The sequence below is a fragment of the Actinokineospora sp. NBRC 105648 genome (genome assembly GCF_030269645.1).
Lineage (GTDB): Bacteria > Actinomycetota > Actinomycetes > Mycobacteriales > Pseudonocardiaceae > Actinokineospora.
Window position 1 is genome coordinate 324,878 of record NZ_BSTR01000001.1, and the last position, 15,807, is coordinate 340,684.

Sequence of the window (15,807 nt, forward strand, 5' to 3'; positions counted from 1 at the left end):
CATGAGCGACACCAAGTCCTGGCTGCTCTGCCCCGACTGCCGGGAGATGATCTACGGTCGCCGGTTCGCCCGCGCGGCCAAGGTCTGCCCGCTGTGCGGCCACCACGCCGCGCTGAACGCGCCGGAGCGGCTGGCGCACCTGCTCGACGAGCGCTCCATGCGGCTGCTGGACTTCGCCGTCGCGGACGCCGACCCGCTGTCCTTCGTGGACTCCGTGCCCTACCTGGACCGGTTGCGCAAGGCCCGGTCGCAGACCGGGCTGGACGAGGCCGTGGTCTGCGCCCGGGGCGCGATCGGCGGCCACCCAGTGATCGTCGCGGTGATGGACTTCCGCTTCCTGGGCGGCAGCCTGGGCGCGGCGGTGGGCGAGGCCATCACCCTGGCCGCCGAGACCGCGCTGCGCGAGCGCACCCCGCTGCTGCTGGTGACCGCCTCCGGCGGCGCGCGGATGCAGGAGGGGGTGATCTCGCTGATGCAGATGGCCAAGACCAGCCAGGCCCTCGGGCAGCTCGACGAGGCGGGCATCCTCACCCTGACCCTGGTCACCGACCCGACCTTCGGCGGGGTCGCGGCCTCGTTCGCCACGCTCAGCGACATCATCGTCGCCGAGCCGGGCGCCCGGCTCGGGTTCGCCGGGCCGCGGGTGATCGAGCAGACCATCCGCCAGTCGCTCCCGCCCGGCCTGCAGACCGCGGAGTTCCTGCTGGAGCACGGGATCGTCGACGTGCTCAGCCCGCGCGACCAGCTGCGCCCGGTGCTGGCCAAGCTGCTGGCCGCGGCCACCCGCCGCCCGTCGGGCGAGCGGGTGCCCGCCGAGCCGGGGCCCGCGCTGGTCACCGACCACACCGAGCTGGCCGAGCGGCACCCGTGGGAGGTCGTGCGCACCGCCCGCACCCTCGGTCGACCGACCACAGTGGACTACATCAACCTGCTCACCCAGGGGTTCGTCGAGCTGCACGGCGACCGCCGGGCCGCCGACTGCAAGGCGATCGTCGGCGGACTGGGTTACCTCGACGACATCCCGGTGGTCGTGGTCGGCACCCAGAAGGGCCGCACCGCCGCCGAGCTGACCGAGCGCAACTACGGGATGCCCAGCCCGGCCGGGTACCGCAAGTCCGCGCGGCTCATGCGGTTGGCGGCCAAGCTGGGCCTGCCGGTGGTCACCCTGATCGACACCGCGGGTGCCTTCCCCGGTGTCGAGGCGGAGATGGACGGTCAGGCCGTCGCCATCGCGGAGAACCTGCGGCTGATGGCCGGTCTGCCGGTGCCCTCGGTCGCCGTCGTCACCGGCGAGGGCGGCAGCGGCGGCGCGCTGGCGCTGGCGGTGGCCAACCGGGTGCTGATGTGCGCCAACGCGGTGTACTCGGTGATCAGCCCCGAGGGGTGCGCGGCCATCCTGTGGAAGGACCCGGGCGCGGCCCCCAAGGCCGCCGCCGCGCTGCGCGTCGACGCCCGTTACCTGCTGTCCCAGGGGATCGTCGACGGTGTGGTGCCCGAGCCGGAGGGTGGCGCGCACACCGACCACGGCTTCGCCGCCGCGGCCCTGCGCGAGGCGCTGACCAGCACCCTGCGCTCGCTGATGCCGCTGGACGCGATGAACCTCGTCCCGCAGCGGCACGCCCGGTTCCGCCGGTTCGGCACCCCGGCCCCGGACCTGATCGACCAGGAGATCGCCGCCGAGAGGGAGAGCGCCTGATGACCACCACGACCGACACCACTGGTACCGCCGGCACGTCCTCCCCGGTGGACGTGCTGGAGGCACTGCGGGACAACGTGATCGCGTTGTGCGCGCAGGCCCCCCGGCCGCCGAGCTGGGTCAAGGTGACCGCGGGCGAGGTCGGTGTGGAGATCTCCTTCGCCGACGTCGCCGTGGCCATCGCGGGCGCTCCGGTCCAGGCCCCGGTCGCCGCACCGGTGCCGGCCCTGGCGCCGCGACCGGTCGAGCGCGACCCGGAGCCCGCCGCGGCGGTCGAGGACCTGCGGCACGTCGGGTCGCCGACCGTCGGCGTGTTCTACCGCTCGCCCGAGCCCGGTGCCGACCCGTTCGTCGCCGAGGGCGCCACCGTGGCCCCCGGGCAGCAGGTGGGCATCGTCGAGGCGATGAAGCTGATGATCCCGGTCGAGGCCGACCGCGCGGGCCGGGTCGTGGCGCTGCTGGTCGCCGACGGCACCCCGGTCGAGTACGGCGAGCCGCTCATCTCCTACGTCCCGGAGACCGCCTGATGTTCACCACCGTGCTCATCGCCAACCGCGGTGAGATCGCGCTGCGGGTCGCCCGCACCTGCCGGGAGCTGGGGGTGCGCACGGTCGCGGTGTACTCCACCGCCGACCGCGACTCGGCGGTCGTCCGGTTCGCCGACGAGTCTGTCCACATCGGACCGCCGCCGTCGCGGGCCAGCTACCTGCACATCCCGGCGATCATCGAGGCGGCCCGGCGCACCGGCGCCGAGGCGATCCACCCCGGGTACGGCTTCCTCTCGGAGAACCCGGACTTCGCCGAGGTGTGCGAGGACGAGGGCATCGTCTTCGTCGGCCCGCCCGCCTCGGTCATGCAGAAGCTCGGTGACAAGGCGGTGGCCCGGGCGCTGATGGTCGAGGCGGGCCTGCCGCTGCTGCCGGGCAGCACCGAGGCCATCGACACCGTCACCGAGGCGCAGGCCCTGGCCGACGACATCGGCTACCCGGTGATCATCAAGGCCGCGGCGGGCGGCGGCGGGCGCGGCATGCGGATCGTCCGCTCGGGCGAGGAGTTCGCGCGCGCCTACCGCGAGACGCGGCTCGACGCCCAGGCGGTCTTCAACGACGGCCGCGTCTACGTCGAGCGGTACCTGGAATCCGCGCGGCACGTGGAGATCCAGGTGCTCGTCGACCGCTACCGCAACGCTGTCCACTTGGGAGCGCGCGACTGCTCCGTGCAGCGGCGGCACCAGAAGCTGGTGGAGGAGTCGCCGCCGCCCGGGTTGCCGGACACACTGATCGCCGAAATGGGTGCCGCCGCCGTGCGCGCGTCCCTGGCCGTGGGCTACGTCGGCGCGGGCACGTTCGAGTTCCTCGTGGACACCGAGAACCGGTACTACTTCATGGAGGTCAACTGCCGGCTGCAGGTCGAGCACCCGGTGACCGAGATGGTCACCCGGCTCGACCTGGTGGCCGAGCAGCTGCGGGTGGCCGCCGGGGAACCGCTCGCGCTCACCCAGGCCGACGTCGTGCTCGGCGGGCACGCCCTGGAGTGCCGGATCAACGCCGAGGACCCGACCCGGGGCTTCGCGCCCGCCCCGGCGACGGTGACCGAGTTCGGTGCCCCCGGCGGCCCGTTCGTCCGGGTGGACACCCACCTCTACAGCGGCTACAAGATCCCCTCGGCCTACGACTCGCTGCTGGCCAAGGTGGTCGTGTGGGGCCCGGACCGGGCGGTGGCCATCGCGCGGATGCACGCGGCGCTGGGGGAGCTGACCGTGCGCGGCCCGGGTGTGGCCACCACGGCGGACTTCCTGCGGGAGGTCCTCGACAACCCGTTGTTCCGCGAGGGCAAGCACGACACGTCGCTGGTGGGCGACATGCTCTTCGGCGGTGCCCGGTGATCCCGGTGACGGTTGCCTGCCGGACCGCGGTGGCCGACGGCGTCGTAGCGCTGGACCTGGTCGGCCCGGACCTGCCCGCGTGGTCGCCGGGCGCGCACGTCGACGTGGTCCTGCGCCCGGACGTGGTCCGCCAGTACTCCCTCTGCGGCGACCCGGGTGACCTGTCCCGCTACCGCATCGCGGTCCTGGACGAACCCGCGGGCCGGGGCGGCTCCCGGCTGGTCCACGAACTGTCCGAAGGGGACAATCTGACGATCGCGCCGCCGCGCAACAACTTCGAGCTGGTCGACGCCCCGCGCCACCTGTTCATCGCGGGCGGCATCGGCATCACCCCGCTGATCCCGATGCTGGCGACGTCCACCGACTGGCGCTTGGTCTACGGCGGCCGCACCCGCTCCGCCATGGCCTTCGCCGAGGACCTGGTGGCCCGCCACGGCGACCGGGTCGCGCTGTGCCCGCAGGACGAGGTCGGCCTGATCGACCTGGCCACCGAACTCGGCGCCCTGCAACCGAACACCGCCGTCTACTGCTGCGGCCCGGAAAGCCTGCTGGCGGCGGTGGAACAGCTGTGCCCGTCCGGCTCCCTGCACGTGGAACGGTTCAGCCCCAAGCCGACAACCGGTGCCCTCCTCCCGTTCGAGGTGGAACTCGCCTCGACGGGCCAGGTGTTCACGATCCCCGCCGACCGGACCATCCTGGAGGTCTTCGAACAACAGGGTGTCCCGGTGTCCTCCTCCTGCGAGGAAGGCACCTGCGGCACCTGCGAGACCGCGGTCCTCGACGGCACCCCCGACCACCGCGATTCGGTGCTGTCCCCGGAGGAGCAGGCCGAGGGCAAGTGCCTGATGATCTGCGTCTCCCGCTCGCACACCCCCCGACTGGTCCTGGACGTGTGAGGTAGGCCGTCGATCTCGTCACGGGCTTGGATCGTCCAGACCGGACACCCGGAGGGTGATGTTCAGCCTGCCCCCGCCCATCCCCAGGGCGGGGGCGGCTGTGCCCGGCCGGATCTTGGTCACCCCGTGGTAGGCCAGCCGTGACGGGCCGCCGAAGACCACCAGGTCGCCGGAACGCAGGTCGACGTCGGTCCACGGGCGGCCCCGGTTCTCCGTGTTGCCGAAGCGGAAGACCCCGGTGTCGCCCAGGCTGAGCGAGACGACCGGGTCCGGGGAACGCTCGTCCTTGTCCTGGTGCAGGCCCATCTTGGCGTCCGCGTCGTAGAAGTTGACCAACGCGGTGTCCGGTCGGTACCCGTTCGCCGCGCCGTGCGCCGCCGCCACCGCGTCGGCGCCCAGGTTGGCCAGCCAGTCGGGGAACGGGAGCACCGGGGAGCCGTCGTCGGTGGTCTTGCTGTAGCGGTAGGGGATCCAGTGCCAGCCCAGGCACACCGTCCGGACCGACATGACACCGCCGTTGGGGAGTTGGGTGTGCCGCATGCCGGACGCCCAGCCGCGGCAGGCCTTGAGCAGGTGTCGTTGCGCGGCGAGGTCCAGCCAGTCCGGGATGTGCACGGCGCCCGGCGCCAACTCCAGGCGGGGGCGGGGGATCAGCTCCATGACACCCTCAGCTCACCGTCGAAGAACGTCCACTCGGAACCGTCGGTGGTGGCGCCGCTGATGCCCTCGGTCGCGTCGAACCCGACCAGTGCGGGCAGATCCGGGCACGCCAACCCGCCGAACGCCACGGTTCGCGCTGGGCGCCAGCCCGGTGTGGCGGCCAGCCGGCGCGCCATGCCCGACCAGGCCTGCGCGGCGTCGGCGACCACCCACACATCCGGTGCGCCACCGGTGAACCGACACGCCTGGCGCAACCACGACGCCGCTTCCGCGGGCCAGGAGACCACCTCGCCGACTCCGCCGTCCCATGTGGACAGAAATGCCGTCGCCGCCGCGCTGGAGACCGGGTCCCGACCGTGGCCGACGTTGACCAGGCCACCGCCCCGGCGCCGAACCAGCGCCAGGACGGTAGCCAACTCCTTGCCCGCGGCCAACTCCTGATCCATCACGGCCCGCACAGCTCGCACGGCCGGTACCCCGCCTGCGTGGCCGCGGCCATGGTGCGCAACCCCTCCCGGTTCGCCGCCGGGATCGCCCGGGCCCGGGCGCAGCTGGGGTAGCACACCACCTTCGTCGACGAGTCGCCCAGGTAGAGCACCCGCGCCCGGGCCAGCCCGAGTGCCTCGTCCACATTGGACAACTCGGTGCGCAGCAGCCGCTCCTTGACCGCCGGGCCGAACACGTACTGGCCCAGCTGCCCGTCCGACCGGGTGACCCGGTGGCAGGGGATCAGCACCGGCACCGGGTTGTGCCCCAGCGCCGTGCCCACCGCGCGGACCGCCCGGGGGCGGCCGATCTCGCGGGCCACCCAGGCGTACGGCCGGGTCTCGCCCACCGGGATGCGGCGGGCGGCGACCAGCACGTCGCGCTCGAAGTCGGTGAGCACCCGCAGGTCCACCGGGACCCCGGCGGCCCGCGCCGGGTCCCGCAGCGCGGGTTCGAGCCCGGACGGCGCGTGCCGGGCCCGGCGCAGCGGGCGGTCGAACACCCGGCGGTAGGTGTCCTGGAACTCCTCGGCGTCCCCGTGCACGGACTCCGAGGTGCGGATGTAGCTGACGCCCACCGGGGTGAACGCCACGAACAGCTCGCCCACTGGTCCGGGGACCAGCGTCCAGTCGCCGTAAACGCTCGCGGCCAGCTCGCGCGGCGGTTCCGCGGCCAGCCCGCGCAGCTCGTCGGCCAGCGCGGCCGTCAGGTCGTCGGTGCCCATGTCAGACGTGTCGATATCGGACGTGCCCATGTCAGACCACCTCCTTCGCGTACTGCTCGCGCAACCTGGCCAGGCCACGCGAGACGTGGGACTTCACGGTCCCCTCGGGGACCTGCATCACAGCGGCGATCTCGGCCACCGGCAGCCCGACGACGTGCCGCAGCACGACCGCCACCCGCTGCCCCTCGGGCAGCCGCGCGACGAGCCCGCCCAGCTCGCGCTGGGTCTCGGCACTCGTCACCACCTCCTCCACGCTTGGCCCGGGGACCGCCCGCTCGGGTAGCTCGGCGAGCGCCATCGCGGGTCGCCTGGACGCGGTCCGCACCTGGTTGCGCCAGGTGTTGAGCAGGATGGTGAGCAGCCAGGACCGGGGGCGCAGCGCCAGGATCCGGGACCGGTCGAACCCCCGCAGCGCCCGGTAGGCGCGCAGGAAGCACTCGGCGGCCAGGTCCTCGGCGTCCGCGCCGCCCACCCGCAGGGCGACGGAGTAGACGATCCGCTGGTTGGCGCGGACCAGCTCGGCGAACCCGGCGTCCAGGTCGTCGGCGATGGCGGCGAGCACGGCCGCTTCGGGCAGGTCGGACATGGTCAGGAGAACACCGCCCTCCGCGTCGGCGTTGCAGGCGTTTCCCAGCGCGCGCGGCTGGGTACTTCGCGCCCACCGCGAGTAGAGGGTAGCCGGCGAGTGGAGGGACCAGACTGTGCGCACGCATGCCGCGGTAGCGGTCGAGACGGCGGACGGCTTCCGGGCGCTGGCCGACTCCGGGGCGCTGAGCCTCCCCGCCGCCGGCCGCGGCGAGACCGCGCGCCGCTGGGCCGAGCTGGCGTCGTTCGGTGAGCGGAGCCTGCCCATTGCCCGGCTTGCGGAGGGCCACGTCGCTGCGGCGGCGATCCTGGCGGAGCGGGGCGACGAGATCGGCCCCGGCACGTACTGGGGTGTGTGGGCCGCTGATCCGACCAGCCTCAAGGCCGCCCCCGGCCCGGGCGAGTGGCGCCTCACCGGCGACCGCCAGTGGTGCGCGGGCGCGCACACCTGCACAGATGCCCTGGTCGCGGCGGTCGGACCGGACGGGCCCGCGCTCTTCCACGTCCGCACCGAGGACCCGCGCGTGCAGCCCGTCGCCGACACCTGGCCCGCCACCGGCATGGCAGCCAGCGACAGCGGCACCGTCGAGTTCTCCGACGCCCCGGCCCGGCTGATCGGGCCACTGGCGGACCACCTCGCCTCACCCGGGTACTGGCACGCGACCATGGGAGTGGCCGCGGTGTGGCTGGGCGGCGCCCGCGGCGTGGCCCGCGTGTTGACCCGGCTGAGCGCCCCTGACCAGCACCAACTCGCCCACATCGGGGCGGTGGACGAGCTGCTAGCCACTGGCGCGGCGGTCTTGGACGGCGCTGCGCGGTGGGTTGATGCCAACCCGGCTGCGGACGCTGAGCAGGTGGCCCGGCGGGTGCGGGCGGCTGTGGAACGGGTCGCTGCTGAGGTGGCGGAGCGGGTGGGGCGGGCCACGGGGGCTGGGCCGTTGTGCGCGGATGTGGAGCACGGGATGCGGGTGGCTGACCTGCACGTGTACCTGCGGGAGAGCTTGGCGGAGCGGGACTTGGCTCGGCTTGGCGAGTTGGCCCGCGGTTTTTGACGAGCCGGCTCCGGTTCGGCGTGTGGCTGAGCCCCCGGGGCACACCACCCCTAGCCCGAATACAACAACCACCCCCCCCGGCGACCTCGGCCGATGCTCTTCACTCACTCCCCACGAACGTGCTGGATTGGGTGGAGTGGCTTTGTTTGGGGAGAAAAGAGGCGCTAGCCTGGCTCCGGCGTGGGTGATCCCTTTCCCACCCGCTTCACCCCGGCGCCTCTTTTCTTAGGGGCCCCGAACAAAGCCACTCCACCCAATCCAGCCATCCGCCGGAACCGGACCACCGGGACGCCGAACCCCAGCCTTGGCTGGGCGGTGCGGACTGCGCCCTGATCAGCCTGGCCGTCGTGCGATCACTACGTCGCGGACGATCGCCTGGTCGACCCGGTGGGTGAAGTCCAGGTAGGGGCCCTCGTCCAGCGGTTCCAGGCCCGCGTCTGTCAGGGCTGCCACTAGTTCTGTTCGGGGCATGACGTTGGTGTTCCAGGAGAGTCCCAGTGCGCCGCCCGGTCGCAGCAGTGCTGCCCAGCCGCTTGCCGCTGCCTGGACCAGCTCCAGTGGTCCTCGGTGCAGTCCGCCGCCCGCGCGGCTCCCGTGTTGCACGCCGTAGGGGGCGTCGGTGACTACGACGTCGAAGGTTTCGGCTTTGTGGAAGCGGCGGGCTTCGGTGGTGTCCGCGTTGACGTAGTCCAGGCTCAGTGAGTCGCCCGCCTTGTAGCTTTCCTTCGTCACGCCGACCGACACCTCCAGCCTGCGGGCCACCACTTTGCCGTCGCGGCGGACTCGGGTGGTGTTGGCCTGGTGCTTGAGGCGCTTGCGCTTGAGCCAGGTCTGGATGAACGTGGCGTAGGCGTCGAAGTCCTTGCCGTCCAGTTCGATGCCCGCGGTGTCGTAGCCGTAGATCAGTGCCTGGTTGAGCGTGGTCCCGCGTCCGCACAGCGGGTCGAGGACGCGCAGTCTGCGGTCGAGCATGTCCTGGCCCGCCGCCGAGGAGACGACGGCCAGGTTGAGCAGGAGCTTGGTGAAGTGCTCGTTGGTCTTGCCCGCGTACTTCTGGATGGTCACCAGGTCGTCGTCGAAGCGGTCCAGGGGGCGCAGGGGGACCGGGGACAGCAGGTCGCCGCGCACCTCGAACAGGGCGTAGGCCGAGGAGAGGTTGGCCAGGAAGTCCGCGTCGCGGTCGGTCAGGTCCGGTGCCTGGAAGCCCAGGTACGGCACGCCCGCGATCCGGGTCGGGGCGATGTCGGTGACCCGGTCGCCCAGCAGGTGCCTGCTGAACACCGCCAGCTCGGCCGCCATCAGCCCCACCGAGGACTCGGCGTAGACGCGGTTCAGCGCGGGGCGCACCAGCAGCGCGTAGGTGGGCATGGCTCCCGTTCCGTCGGATTTCTCGTGGTCAGGGCATGGTACGACCTCACCGAGCCGACAACTAACTTCATCCTTGACAATAAAAGTTGTCGGTGAGAGGCTTTCCCCATGTTCGACGTCGCAGTGATCGAGGACCCGGCCGCCGCCGAGGTCACGCTGGACCCGGTGCGGTCGGCCCTGCTGGCCGCGCTGGCGGAGCCCGGCTCGGCCAGCTCGCTGGCCGCGGTGGTCGGGCTGCCGCGGCAGAAGGTCAACTACCACCTGCGCGCCCTCGAGAAGCACGGCCTGGTCGAACTGGTGGAGGAGCGGCGCAAGGGCAACTGCACCGAGCGGGTCCTGCGCGCCACCGCCGCCTCGTACGTCATCTCGCCGAGCGCCTTGGCCGCGGTCGCCCCCGACCCGGCCAAGTCGCCCGACCAGCTGTCCGCGCGCTGGCTGGTCGCGCTCGCCGCCCGGTTGGTGCGCGAGCTCGGCCAGCTCATCGCCGGGGCCACCGCGGCCAAGCAGAAGCTGGCCACCTACGCCAGCGACTCCGAGGTCACCTTCGCCACCGCGGCCGACCGGGCCGCCTTCGCCGGTGAGCTGCAGGAGGCGGTGGCCGACCTGGTCCGCAAGTACCACACGCAGGACGCGCCCGGTGGGCGCAAGCACCGGTTGATCGTCGCTTTGCACCCGAGTCTCAAGACCCCCCAGAACTGACCCAGAAGCAAGAGGAGCCCTGTCATGTCGAAGCAGTTCGAGATCCGCCGCGAGGTCGTCCTGGAGGCCTCCCCCGAGCAGGTCTTCAACGCCATCACCGAGAACAACGGCGCCTGGCTGTTCCCGGTCCCCTTCCCGCCCGCCGACGGCACCCCCGACGCCACCGGCAACCGCGTCACCGCCTGGAACCCCCCGCACGAGGCCTCCGTCCGCGTCGACGGCGAGGGCGGCTGGTTCAACGCACTAGAGCACATCATCGAGGCCCGCGACGGCGGCACCACCGTCCTCCGCTACGTCCACAGCGGAATCTTCACCGACGACTGGGACACCCAGTACGACGGAGCGGGCAAGCACACCGACTTCTACCTGCACTCCCTCAACCAGTACGTCAAGCACTTCCCCGGCCAGCGCGCGAACTACCTCGCCGCCGACGGCCCGGACTCCTCCACCAAGCCGGGCTCGGTCGACGTCCTGCGCAACGCACTCGGCGTCACCGAACTGGGCCAGCGGGTGCACATCGAGGTGCCGGGCCTGGCACCGATCGAGGGCGAGGTCGACTACCTGGAGGGCCAGTTCGTCGGCATCCGGAGCACGGACGCCCTGTACCGCTTCTACTGCCGCGAGCCCTGGGGCGCCCCGGTCTCCCTGGCCCACCACCTCTTCGCCGGCGACACCGACACCGAGAAGTCCACCGCGGCCTGGCAGTCCTGGCTCAACGGCGTCTTCGCCTGACTCACGGGACCGCGCCCCGGCCGCCGAGGCCGGGGCGCCCCCGGGAAGCCCTGCGCCCACTGCCACTCCCACTCCGACTTCCACTCCCTGCCCACTCCCTGCCCACTGCCACTCCTACTTCCACTCCCTTCCTCTTCCCCTTCCCGCTCCCCCGCTCGTTACTTCCGCTCCCTCTCTTCCCTTGCCACACAACAACAACCCACACCCCAGCGACCTCAGTCGATGCTCTTCACCCACCCCCACCAACGTGCTGGATTGGGTGGAGTGGCTTTGTTTGGGGAGAAAAGAGGCGCTAGCCTGGCTCCGGCGTGGGTGATCCCTTCCCCACCCGCTTCACCCCGGCGCCTCTTTTCTTAGGGGCCCCAAACAAAGCCACTCCACCCAATCCAGCCATCCGCCGGAACCCACCCACCCCACCGAAGACCCAAACCCGAAGACCCAACGCGAAGCCCCGAAACCCGAAGCCCCAAAGTCCGAAGCCTCAAAGCCCAAGCCATGGCAACATAAGAGACATGACCTGGGACGGCACCACCTACCAGCAACGCCTGGACGCCCTAGCCGCCACCGGCACCGACATGCACGGCGAGGTGGTCCTAGTCCAGACCTTCACCCCCACCACCGTCCTGGACGCAGGCTGCGGCACCGGCCGGGTCGCCATCGAGCTGGCCAACCGGGGCATCGAGGTCGAAGGCGCCGACGTCGACCAGTCGATGCTCACCACCGCCGCCCGCCTGGCCCCGCACATCACCTGGCACCGGGCGGACCTCACCACCCTCGACCTCGGCAAGACCTTCGACGTCGTGATCATGGCGGGCAACGTCCCCCTCTTCACCCCACCCGGCACCGAACCCGCCCTCGTCGCAGGCGTGGCCCGGCACGTGCGCCCGGGCGGTGTCCTCATCGCCGGCTTCAGCCTCGACCGCGCCTACTCCCTCACGAACTACGACGAACACGCCGCCGAAGCCGGACTCGAACTCGTCCACCGCTACGCCACCTGGTCTCAAGACCCCTTCACCAACGGCGACTACGCCGTCTCGGTCCACCGCCGCCCCTGAATGACCGCGCCAGAGGGTGTCGAGCACGTGATCGAGCGCGTGCTCCGCGAGTTCCCGGAGGCGGACACCCGCAAGGCGGGGGAATGCGTGCTCACCGACGCGTCCGGCCACACGCTCACCCTGCACACCACCGCGGCAGGCGTCTCGATGAGCCTGGACCACAGGCCCGTCGCCAGGTTCAGCCACGACGAGTTCCAGGACCTCTCCCGCGTCGTCACCGCATTCTGCGCGGGCAGGTTGCTCGTCGAGGTGGGTGTCAGTGACGGCGAGTACTACCGGTTCGACGGCGACGGCGTCCGGCGGACCGTCCCCGGCAAGCTGCTCCGCGGGCTCACCGGCCTCCGCCTCCGCCAGCGCCTGGTGGTGACCGGTCCGCCGCGCCCCATCGTGTTGCGCCTCGGGCGGGAAAGCGTGCTGGGCTGGACGTCCCTGGCCGTCATGGGGTTCGTGGCGGTCGCGCTGGGCGGCACCGACCCCGGCCCGCTCTGGCAGGTGCTGCCGCTCCAGGCGTCCGGGCTGGCCGCCGCGTGGTGGGTCTGGTTGTCGACCGCGCACGAGTGCGTCGTGATCGGGCCGGACGGGCTCATCGTGGTCACCACCGCCCTGCGCCACGACATCCCCTGGTCCGAGGTCGACCTCACCTGGACGGTCGAGGACCGGCTGCACATCCGGCTGCGCGATGGCCGCGTGCTCACCCCCGAGGCCGCCCAGGGCGCCCTCAGCGGTCCCCGCCACGGTCGTGATCGGAGCCGGATGGCTGTGGTCGAGCGGTGGCGCGCGGCCGCTCGCCCGGGGCCCGGGGTTCGGCGGGTGGTCGACGTCAAGCACTGGCACTACCTCGCCCTGGTGGCCTGCGCCGCGCTCGTCGACCTGCTGGCCTGACTCACAGGAAACTGCCGGCTTGCTCGCAGGTCCAGCACAGCCCGGTGCTCGACGATGACCGACCATGAGACGTGGTGTAGTCGTGAACGGGGTCTTGGCCGTCGTGCTGGTCGGGCTGGGGGTCGGTGGGTACTTCCTCTTCTTCGACACCGGCACCGAGCCCGCGGCGGCGGCCACGACCCGCACCGCGGCGGCCACTACGCGCGACGTCACCGAGACCGTCACCGCCGCGGGCACCGTGCAGAGCGGGTACACCGGGGCCGCGTCGTTCAGCTCCACCGGCACCGTGGCCACGGTCAACGTCAAGGTGGGCGACGTGGTCACCAAGGGCCAGCCACTGTCCACCTTGGACACCTCGCAGGCGAGGCTGCAGCTGACCATCGCGCAGAACAACGTCAGCCAGGCCGTCACCAACCGGGACGACGCGGTGGCCGCGGGCAAGGACACCGACCAGCTCGACAACGCGGTCAACCAGGCCGTGCTGGCCCGCGACCAGGCCAAGTCCACCCTCGCCGGGATGACGCTCTACGCCCCCGGCGACGGCACCGTCACCTCGGTGGGCATCGCCGTCGGCGACAAGGCGGGCTCCGGCGGCACCAGCACGAGCGCGACCAGCACCACCCCCACGGGCAACTTCGTCATCACCGACCTGAAGAACCTCACCCTGCGCGCCGACGTGGCCGAGAGCGACGTCAGCAAGCTCAAGGCGGGCCAGACCGCGACCGTCACCGTCAACGCCCTGCCCACGCAGCCGATCCAGGCCGCGCTCACCGCCGTCGACCTGCTGCCCACGACCGCCAACAACGTCGTGCAGTACGGCACCACGCTCGCCCTGACCAGCCCGCCCGCGAACCTCAAGCCCGGCCAGTCGGCCAGCGTGTCGATCACCGTGGCCGAGGCCCAGGGCGCGCTCGCCGTCCCGGCCGCCGCCGTGCAGACCGTCGGCGCGGTCACCACGGTCACCGTCCTGGAGAACGGCGCGGAGACCCGGCGCACCGTCGAGCTCGGCGTGCGCGGCGACCAGTACGTGCAGGTCACCTCCGGGCTCGCCGAGAACGACCAGGTGGTGCTGCCCTCGGTGCCCACCGGCCAGACCGGCCAGCAGAACGGCAACCGCACCGGCCTGGGCACCGGCGGCTTCGGCGGCCAGGGCGGCGCGGGCGGGACCGGGCGCACCGGCGGCACCGGAACCGGGCCGGGCCGGTGACCGCCCCCGTCATCGAGGTCCGCGCGCTGCGCAAGACCTACGGCAGCGGCGACACCGCCGTGCACGCCCTGCGCGGCCTGGACCTCACCGTCCGCCGCGGCGAGTACCTGGCGATCATGGGCGCGTCCGGCTCCGGCAAGTCGACCCTGCTCAACGTGCTGGGCTGCCTGGACGTGCCGACCTCGGGGCACTACCTGCTCGACGGCATCGACACCGCCGACTTCGGCGAGGCGCAGCTGTCCCTGATGCGCAACCGCAAGATCGGCTTCGTGTTCCAGTCGTTCAACCTGATCCCGCGCACCTCGGCGCTGGCCAACGTCGAGCTCCCGCTGGTCTACGCCGGGATCCGGCGGGCCGAGCGCCGGGCCCGGGCCAATGCCGCGCTGCGCCTGGTCGGTCTCGCCGACCGCGCCCACCACCGGCCCAACGAGCTCTCCGGCGGCCAGCAGCAGCGGGTGGCCATCGCCCGCGCGCTGGTCACCGGGCCCGCGATCGTGCTCGCCGACGAGCCGACCGGCAACCTCGACACCCGCAGCAGCCAGGACGTCATGGCCATCCTCGACGGCCTGCACGCGGGCGGCCGCACGGTCGTGCTGATCACCCACGAGGACGACGTCGCCGCGCACGCCAACCGGGTCGTGCGGGTCGTCGACGGCCAGATCGCCCAGGAGGTCCGCGCGTGAGGTTCACCGAGGTCCTCGCCTTCGCCGTGCGCGGCGTGGCGGCGAACAAGCTGCGCTCCGCGCTGACCACGCTGGGCATCCTCATCGGCGTCGCGTCGGTCATCCTGCTGATCGCGGTCGGCAACGGCGCGTCGGCCGCGGTGCAGCAGAGCATCGCGGGCCTGGGCACCAACGTCCTGACGATCTCCCCGCAGCGCGCCCAGCCCGGCACCTCGGCCAAGCCGCTGACCACAGCCGACGCCACCGCGCTGGCCGACCCCGCCGAGGCCCCCGCGGTGAAGTCGGCCTCGCCGGTCGCCTCCGCCTCGGCCACTGCCAGCCACGCGGGCGTCAGCTACAGCATCGGGCAGTTCCTCGGCACCGACCCGGCCTACTTCGGCACCACCAACAGCGCGGTCGCCCGCGGCGCGCTGTTCAGCGCCGACGACCTCGCGCACGCCCGCAAGGTCGTGGTGATCGGCGCGACGGTGGCCACCCAGCTGTTCCCGGGCAGCGACCCGGTCGGCGAGTCCATCCTGGTCAACAACATCCCGTTCACCGTGGTGGGCGTGCTCGCGGCCAAGGGCTCCTCGGGCCTGCAGGACGCCGACGACACCGCCATCGCGCCGCTGAGCACCGTGCAGAACGCGCTGACCGGCTACGGCAGCCTCAGCCAGATCGTCGTGCAGGCCACCAGCGCCGACACGCTCACCGCCGCCACCGCCCAGGTCGCCACGATCCTCGACGGTCGGCACCGGATCGGCTTCGGCCAGACCGCCGACTACCGGCTGCTCAGCCAGGAGCAGCTGCTCACCGCGCGCACCGCGACCACCGACACCTTCACCGTGCTGCTGGCCTCGGTCGCGGCGATCTCGCTGCTGGTCGGCGGGATCGGCGTCACCAACATCATGCTGGTGACGGTCACCGAGCGGATCCGCGAGATCGGCATCCGCAAGGCGGTCGGCGCCCGGCGCCCGGCCATCCTGGGCCAGTTCCTGCTGGAGGCCACCATGCTGAGCCTGTTCGGCGGCGCGCTCGGCGTGGCGGCCGGGTTCATCGGCACCCGGTTCACCATCGCGGGCATCAAGCCGGTGATCGTGCCGTCCTCGGTGCTGCTGGCCTTCGCCGTCTCCGCGCTGATCGGGCTGTTCTTCGGCAGCTACCCCGCCCACCGGGCCGCCCGGCTGCGGCCCATCGAAGCACTGCGACACGAGTAGA

The 15,807-nt window shown here is 72.2% G+C and carries 17 protein-coding genes; 12 read left to right on the plus strand and 5 right to left on the minus strand.

Annotation, left to right across the window (positions count from 1 at the left end; all coding sequences use genetic code 11):
- The first annotated feature begins 1 nt into the window (after position 1).
- The 4 genes from accD to QSK30_RS00835 are packed head-to-tail and all read left to right on the plus strand — an operon-like array spanning position 2 to position 4,477.
- The gene (gene accD, locus QSK30_RS00820) at positions 2-1,696 is read left to right on the plus strand and encodes an acetyl-CoA carboxylase, carboxyltransferase subunit beta (RefSeq protein ID WP_285498774.1); all 1,695 of its coding nucleotides are present in this window, start codon (positions 2-4) and stop codon (positions 1,694-1,696) included.
- Complete coding sequence (locus tag QSK30_RS00825; protein ID WP_285498775.1) at positions 1,696-2,223, plus strand: acetyl-CoA carboxylase biotin carboxyl carrier protein; 528 nt, start codon at positions 1,696-1,698, stop codon at positions 2,221-2,223. The genes accD and QSK30_RS00825 overlap by 1 nt, the downstream gene beginning before the upstream one ends.
- Complete coding sequence (gene accC / locus QSK30_RS00830; protein ID WP_285498776.1) at positions 2,223-3,581, plus strand: acetyl-CoA carboxylase biotin carboxylase subunit; 1,359 nt, start codon at positions 2,223-2,225, stop codon at positions 3,579-3,581. The genes QSK30_RS00825 and accC overlap by 1 nt, the downstream gene beginning before the upstream one ends.
- Positions 3,581-4,477, plus strand: a complete 897-nt coding sequence (locus QSK30_RS00835) for a PDR/VanB family oxidoreductase (RefSeq protein ID WP_502871775.1) — start codon at positions 3,581-3,583, stop codon at positions 4,475-4,477. The genes accC and QSK30_RS00835 overlap by 1 nt, the downstream gene beginning before the upstream one ends.
- 18 nt (positions 4,478-4,495) lie before the next feature.
- Here QSK30_RS00835 and QSK30_RS00840 read toward each other — a convergent pair whose 3' ends face one another.
- The 4 genes from QSK30_RS00840 to QSK30_RS00855 are packed head-to-tail and all read right to left on the minus strand — an operon-like array spanning position 4,496 to position 6,933.
- Positions 4,496-5,137: an alpha-ketoglutarate-dependent dioxygenase AlkB family protein gene (locus QSK30_RS00840; protein WP_285498778.1), complete on the minus strand. Its 642-nt coding sequence runs from the start codon at positions 5,135-5,137 to the stop codon at positions 4,496-4,498.
- Positions 5,128-5,604, minus strand: coding sequence for a hypothetical protein (locus tag QSK30_RS00845; protein WP_285498779.1), 477 nt, complete (start codon positions 5,602-5,604; stop codon positions 5,128-5,130). Before QSK30_RS00845 ends, QSK30_RS00840 begins: the two co-directional genes overlap by 10 nt.
- Entirely contained in the window at positions 5,583-6,377 is a 795-nt protein-coding gene (locus QSK30_RS00850; RefSeq protein WP_285498780.1) for a methylated-DNA--[protein]-cysteine S-methyltransferase, read from the minus strand. Before QSK30_RS00850 ends, QSK30_RS00845 begins: the two co-directional genes overlap by 22 nt.
- Before the next feature lies 1 nt (position 6,378).
- Positions 6,379-6,933 carry an RNA polymerase sigma factor gene (locus QSK30_RS00855; RefSeq protein WP_285498781.1) on the minus strand — a complete coding sequence of 185 codons (555 nt, stop codon included), beginning with the start codon at positions 6,931-6,933 and terminating at the stop codon, positions 6,379-6,381.
- A gap of 115 nt (positions 6,934-7,048) precedes the next feature.
- Here QSK30_RS00855 and QSK30_RS00860 point away from each other — a divergent pair, with 115 nt between their 5' ends.
- Complete coding sequence (locus QSK30_RS00860) at positions 7,049-7,984, plus strand: acyl-CoA dehydrogenase family protein (protein WP_285498782.1); 936 nt, start codon at positions 7,049-7,051, stop codon at positions 7,982-7,984.
- A 333-nt stretch (positions 7,985-8,317) separates the two neighbouring features.
- Here the strand turns inward: QSK30_RS00860 and QSK30_RS00865 are convergent, their stop codons facing one another.
- Positions 8,318-9,352 carry a TRM11 family SAM-dependent methyltransferase gene (locus QSK30_RS00865; protein ID WP_285498783.1) on the minus strand — a complete coding sequence of 345 codons (1,035 nt, stop codon included), beginning with the start codon at positions 9,350-9,352 and terminating at the stop codon, positions 8,318-8,320.
- 108 nt (positions 9,353-9,460) lie between these two features.
- Between QSK30_RS00865 and QSK30_RS00870 the strand changes: the two genes are divergently transcribed.
- The 7 genes from QSK30_RS00870 to QSK30_RS00900 all read left to right on the plus strand — a co-directional run bounded on the left by QSK30_RS00870 (position 9,461) and on the right by QSK30_RS00900 (position 15,806).
- Complete coding sequence (locus QSK30_RS00870) at positions 9,461-10,051, plus strand: ArsR/SmtB family transcription factor (protein WP_285498784.1); 591 nt, start codon at positions 9,461-9,463, stop codon at positions 10,049-10,051.
- Between the two features lie 24 nt (positions 10,052-10,075).
- Positions 10,076-10,783: an SRPBCC family protein gene (locus QSK30_RS00875; RefSeq protein WP_285498785.1), complete on the plus strand. Its 708-nt coding sequence runs from the start codon at positions 10,076-10,078 to the stop codon at positions 10,781-10,783.
- A gap of 512 nt (positions 10,784-11,295) precedes the next feature.
- Entirely contained in the window at positions 11,296-11,838 is a 543-nt protein-coding gene (locus QSK30_RS00880) for a class I SAM-dependent DNA methyltransferase (protein WP_285498786.1), read from the plus strand.
- A complete protein-coding gene (locus tag QSK30_RS00885; protein ID WP_285498787.1) occupies positions 11,839-12,720 on the plus strand; it encodes a hypothetical protein in 882 nt (293 codons plus the stop codon).
- A gap of 82 nt (positions 12,721-12,802) precedes the next feature.
- A complete protein-coding gene (locus QSK30_RS00890; protein WP_285498788.1) occupies positions 12,803-13,927 on the plus strand; it encodes an efflux RND transporter periplasmic adaptor subunit in 1,125 nt (374 codons plus the stop codon).
- Positions 13,924-14,610: an ABC transporter ATP-binding protein gene (locus QSK30_RS00895; protein ID WP_285498789.1), complete on the plus strand. Its 687-nt coding sequence runs from the start codon at positions 13,924-13,926 to the stop codon at positions 14,608-14,610. Before QSK30_RS00890 ends, QSK30_RS00895 begins: the two co-directional genes overlap by 4 nt.
- Positions 14,607-15,806: an ABC transporter permease gene (locus QSK30_RS00900; RefSeq protein ID WP_285498790.1), complete on the plus strand. Its 1,200-nt coding sequence runs from the start codon at positions 14,607-14,609 to the stop codon at positions 15,804-15,806. Before QSK30_RS00895 ends, QSK30_RS00900 begins: the two co-directional genes overlap by 4 nt.
- The last annotated feature ends 1 nt before the right edge of the window (position 15,807 follow it).

Bases quoted from the DNA above. Each gene is read 5' to 3' on its own strand.
- QSK30_RS00855 (WP_285498781.1), bottom strand. From the start codon at position 6,933: ATGTCCGACCTGCCCGAAGCGGCCGTGCTCGCCGCCATCGCCGACGAC.
- QSK30_RS00880 (WP_285498786.1), top strand. From the start codon at position 11,296: ATGACCTGGGACGGCACCACCTACCAGCAACGCCTGGACGCCCTAGCC.
- QSK30_RS00865 (WP_285498783.1), bottom strand. From the start codon at position 9,352: ATGCCCACCTACGCGCTGCTGGTGCGCCCCGCGCTGAACCGCGTCTAC.
- QSK30_RS00850 (WP_285498780.1), bottom strand. From the start codon at position 6,377: ATGGGCACGTCCGATATCGACACGTCTGACATGGGCACCGACGACCTG.
- QSK30_RS00840 (WP_285498778.1), bottom strand. From the start codon at position 5,137: ATGGAGCTGATCCCCCGCCCCCGCCTGGAGTTGGCGCCGGGCGCCGTG.
- QSK30_RS00825 (WP_285498775.1), top strand. From the start codon at position 1,696: ATGACCACCACGACCGACACCACTGGTACCGCCGGCACGTCCTCCCCG.
- accD (WP_285498774.1), top strand. From the start codon at position 2: ATGAGCGACACCAAGTCCTGGCTGCTCTGCCCCGACTGCCGGGAGATG.
- QSK30_RS00870 (WP_285498784.1), top strand. From the start codon at position 9,461: ATGTTCGACGTCGCAGTGATCGAGGACCCGGCCGCCGCCGAGGTCACG.
- QSK30_RS00885 (WP_285498787.1), top strand. From the start codon at position 11,839: ATGACCGCGCCAGAGGGTGTCGAGCACGTGATCGAGCGCGTGCTCCGC.
- accC (WP_285498776.1), top strand. From the start codon at position 2,223: ATGTTCACCACCGTGCTCATCGCCAACCGCGGTGAGATCGCGCTGCGG.
- QSK30_RS00875 (WP_285498785.1), top strand. From the start codon at position 10,076: ATGTCGAAGCAGTTCGAGATCCGCCGCGAGGTCGTCCTGGAGGCCTCC.